Source organism: Arthrobacter sp. JCM 19049 (assembly GCF_001310435.1).
Window position 1 is genome coordinate 1 of record NZ_BAXF01000186.1, and the last position, 4,125, is coordinate 4,125.

The 4,125-nt window shown below is 66.1% G+C and carries 3 protein-coding genes and 2 pseudogenes; 4 read left to right on the top strand and 1 reads right to left on the bottom strand.

The annotated features are described in order from the left end of the window. The first annotated feature begins 79 nt into the window (after positions 1-79). Together JCM19049_RS19755 and JCM19049_RS09125 are read left to right on the top strand one after the other, a co-directional pair. A pseudogene (locus tag JCM19049_RS19755) lies at positions 80-548 on the top strand (ThiF family adenylyltransferase). Continuing rightward, on the top strand, positions 479-1,006 hold the full coding sequence (locus tag JCM19049_RS09125) for a rhodanese-like domain-containing protein (RefSeq protein ID WP_054821430.1): 528 nt from the start codon (positions 479-481) through the stop codon (positions 1,004-1,006). Before JCM19049_RS19755 ends, JCM19049_RS09125 begins: the two are co-directional and overlap by 70 nt. 50 nt (positions 1,007-1,056) lie before the next feature. Here the strand turns inward: JCM19049_RS09125 and JCM19049_RS19760 are convergent, their stop codons facing one another. Then, on the bottom strand, positions 1,057-1,404 hold the full coding sequence (locus tag JCM19049_RS19760) for a hypothetical protein (protein WP_279402829.1): 348 nt from the start codon (positions 1,402-1,404) through the stop codon (positions 1,057-1,059). Positions 1,405-1,523: 119 nt separating this feature from the next. Here JCM19049_RS19760 and JCM19049_RS09130 point away from each other — a divergent pair, with 119 nt between their 5' ends. Then, complete coding sequence (locus JCM19049_RS09130; protein WP_054821431.1) at positions 1,524-2,045, top strand: GNAT family N-acetyltransferase; 522 nt, start codon at positions 1,524-1,526, stop codon at positions 2,043-2,045. A 143-nt stretch (positions 2,046-2,188) separates the two neighbouring features. Further along, a pseudogene (typA, locus tag JCM19049_RS09135) lies at positions 2,189-4,094 on the top strand (translational GTPase TypA). The last annotated feature ends 31 nt before the right edge of the window (positions 4,095-4,125 follow it).

A 4,125-nucleotide genomic window follows, 5' to 3' on the forward strand; every position in this document is an offset into this window, starting at 1 on the left:
GTGGTGGGGCCGGGGGACTGGCGCCCCATCATCAACTACCTGGTCGCCGCCGGGGTGGGGCAGCTGAGCGTCATCGATGATGAGTGGTGGAAGCTCCAACCTGCAGCGCCAGGTGATCCACCGGCACCAGGACCTGGGCCGGGCGAAGGCGGAGTCGGCGCGCCAGGCCGCGCTGCGCCTGGATCCGCAGGCCAACCTCACCGCCGTCGTGGACAAGCTGACCCGGCACAATGCGTGGAACTGTTCGCCGCCCACGACCTGGTGTTGGACGGGACCGACAACTTCGCCACCCGTTACCTGTCCAATGACGCCGCGGAGCTGAGCGGCACCCCACTGATCTGGGGAACCATTTTCCGCTTCAGCGGCCAGGTGTCAGTCTTTGCCCCGGGCCGCGGCCCGATGCTGCGCGACTTGTTCCCGGAAATCCCCGACGCGACTCGGTGCCCAGCTGCGCCGAAGGCGGGGTGTTCGGGGCGCTGTGCGGGGTGGTGGGCTCCACCATGGCCGCCGAGGCGCTGAAACTGATCTGCGGGATCGGGGAACCCTGATCGGTCGCTTCTGGCGCTACGACGCCCTGCAAGCCACCACCGACATCCTGCGTTTTGCCGCGGACCCGCATCGGCAGCCCGTCACCGAGCTGCAGGACTACGAGCACAGGTGCGCCCTGCCGGCCACGGTACGGCAGATTGATGCCGGGCAACTGCAGGACGGGCAGGGACGAAACCAGGTGCTGGTGGTGGACGTGCGTGAAGCCTGGGAGCGCGAAATGGGAAGCATCCCCGGCAGCGTGCACATCCCCCTGGAACGGCTGACGGAGCAGGGCTGGGCGGCGCTGGATGGGCTGGCCACGGCGGACCAGCTGGTGCTGGCCTGCAAGTCCGGGGTGCGTTCCCAGCGTGCCGCACGCATCCTGAGCGAAGAACGGCCGGATGCGCAGGTCTTCAGCCTTCAGGGCGGAACGGTGCAGTGGTTCGAAGAGGTTCGGGGCCGGACCCTGGTCTACTAGTGCCAGCGAGCCGGCAGTGTTTCACCGTCTGCCGGCCCCTGCCCGGGGAGTCATCGCCTTGCACCGGCGCATCCAGGCGGCGACCGCGGCGGGCAGGTGCACAAACACCAGCGGAGCGAAGCTCCAGGAAAACAGGGCCGCGGAGCCGATCGGCACCGCGGCGAGCACACAGCCGCCAACAGCACGGCACTCAGGATACGCATCCAGGCCTGTTCCAGGCCACCGGCCAAAGCGATCAGCAGACCGGTGCCGGTGGCAAAGGGAATCAGCAACCAGGTGTGCGGGGCCGGCAGCGAGAGGGCCAGCAAGTAGCCGCCCAGGGCCGCGGCGGCACTGAGCACCAGCACCTGGGTGGCGGCAGGAACCCGCGGCCGCTGCCCGATATCGGGAATCGTCATGGTCCCGCTCCTTCCCGGCGCCTACGTGCCGGCAGGTGCGCCGCCATCGTGACCAGTGTGGCTGCAGAAATTCGACGATTCAAGGCCCGGGCGCGAATAATGGCTGAATGGAGAACACAATGTCCTGGAAGGTCAGACCATTCGAGCTGGCCGATGAGCAGCAGGCGCTGGCCGCCCAGGCCGAACTTCAGGCCGATGACTTCGACTTTTTGGTTGGCCGAGGGGCGAAGGAGAGCTGGGCGGACTTTGTGGACAGGTTGGAGGCCAACCGCCAGGGGGTGGGGCTTCCCGACGGGTGGGTCGCCTCGGGCACCTTCGGTGGTTTCATCGACGGACGGCTGGTCGGGCGTGTCGGAGTGCGCTATGAACTAAACGACTACCTGCGCGAATTTGCCGGACACATCGGCTACGGGGTGCGACCGGGTTTCCGAGGCCAGGGGGTGGCCACCAGGCTCTGCCGTTTCGCGCTCGCCGAGCTGGCCCAGCGTGGGATAAAGCAGGCGCTGATTACCTGTAATGAGACAAACGCCGCGTCCCGGGCTACCATCGAACGATGTGGGGGAGTGCCCGATGCGGCGCAACCCGCCGTCGTCTACAACGGGGACACCACGGTGCTCAGGTTCTGGGTCCCGACCGCCTGAAACGCGGTTCCCGAAGTTTTTTGTGTTCAATACGCCACAGAAAACCGGAGGACTTCTCGGCAGCGCGTAAAATAAATAGCTGGGTCAAAAGTGGCCCGATCCCTATGACCCGAAATTCCTCGGACGGAAGTGAGCCTTCACGCATGTCAGAAAACACCACACTTCGCGAAGATCTTCGCAACGTTGCCATTGTGGCGCACGTTGACCACGGCAAGACCACCATGGTCAACGCGATGCTGCAGCAGACCGGTGCGTTCGACAGCCACGGCGAAACCGAAGACCGCGTGATGGACTCCGGTGAGCTGGAACGCGAAAAGGGCATCACCATCCTGGCCAAGAACACCACCGTGTTCTATGAGGGCCCGGCCGCCAACGGCCACAAGATCACCATGAACATCATCGACACCCCCGGGCACGCCGACTTCGGCGGCGAGGTGGAGCGCGGCCTGTCCATGGTCGACGGCGTGGTGCTGCTGGTGGACGCCTCCGAGGGCCCGCTGCCGCAGACCCGCTTCGTGCTGCGCAAGGCGCTGAGCGCCAACCTGCCGGTGATCATCGTGGTCAACAAGACCGACCGCCCCGATGCCCGCATTGACGGGGTCATCTCCGACTCCATGGACCTGCTGCTGGGCCTGGCCTCCGACCTGGCCGACGAGGCTCCGGACCTGGACATCGACCAAATCCTGAACGTGCCGATCGTCTTTGCCTCGGGCAAGGCCGGCTACGCCTCCACCAACCAGCCCGGCGACGGCGAACTGCCGGACAATGACAATCTTGAGCCGCTGTTCAAGACCATCATCGACCACGTCCCGGCCCCGTCCTACACCCCGGGCGAAGTGCTGCAGGCGCACGTCACCAACCTGGACGCCTCACCGTTCCTGGGCCGCCTGGCGCTGCTGCGCATCTTCAACGGCACCCTGCGCAAGGCCAGCAGGTGACCTGGGCACGCCAGGACGGCACCTACAAGCAGGTGAAGATCACCGAGCTGCTGGCCACCGAAGGCCTGAACCGTGTCCCGGCGACTGAAGCCGGGCCGGGTGAAATCGTGGCCGTGGCCGGCATCGAGGACATCATGATCGGTGAAACCCTTACCGACCTGGAAAACCCGAAGCCGCTGCCGATGATCACCGTTGACCCGCCGGCCATCTCGATGACCATCGGGATCAACACCTCCCCGCTGGCCGGCAAGGTCAAGGGAGCCAAGGTCACCGCCCGTCAGGTCAAGGACCGCCTGGACCGCGAACTGATCGGCAACGTGTCGCTGAAGGTGCTGCCGACCGAGCGTCCGGACGCCTGGGAGGTGCAGGGCCGTGGCGAACTGGCCCTGGCGATCCTGGTCGAGCAGATGCGCCGTGAGGGCTTCGAACTGACCGTGGGCAAGCCGCAGGTGGTCACCCAGGTCATCGACGGCAAGGTGCATGAGCCGATGGAGCTGATGACCATTGACGTGCCCGAGGAGTTCCTGGCGCCGTCACCCAGCTGATGGCCGCCCGCAAGGGCCGGATGACCAACATGACCAACCACGGCACCGGCTGGGTGCGCATGGAGTTCATGGTTCCGGCCCGCGGCCTGATCGGCTTCCGCACCCGCTTCATGACCGAAACCCGCGGTGCCGGCATCGCCGCCTCGCTGGCCGAGGGCTACGAGCCGTGGCACGGCGCCATCGAATACCGCAACAACGGTTCGCTGGTCGCCGACCGCGCCGGTGTGGCCACCCCGTACTCGATGATCAACCTGCAGGAACGCGGCACCTTCTTCGTGCAGCCGACCTCCGAGGTGTACGAGGGCATGATCGTGGGTGAGAACTCGCGCTCCGAGGACATGGACGTGAACATCACCAAGGAAAAGAAGCTGACCAACATGCGTGCCGCATCCTCGGACAGCTTCGAGAACCTGACCCCGCCGCGCACCCTGACCCTGGAAGAGTCGCTGGAATTCGCCCGTGAGGACGAATGCGTGGAGGTCACCCCGGAGGCGATCCGCATCCGCAAGGTGATCCTCTCGGCCAACGACCGCGTCAAGGCCTACCGTGCCCGCGCGCGCAGCTAACCAGGGCCCCTTCCGCGGATCGCTGCCCGGG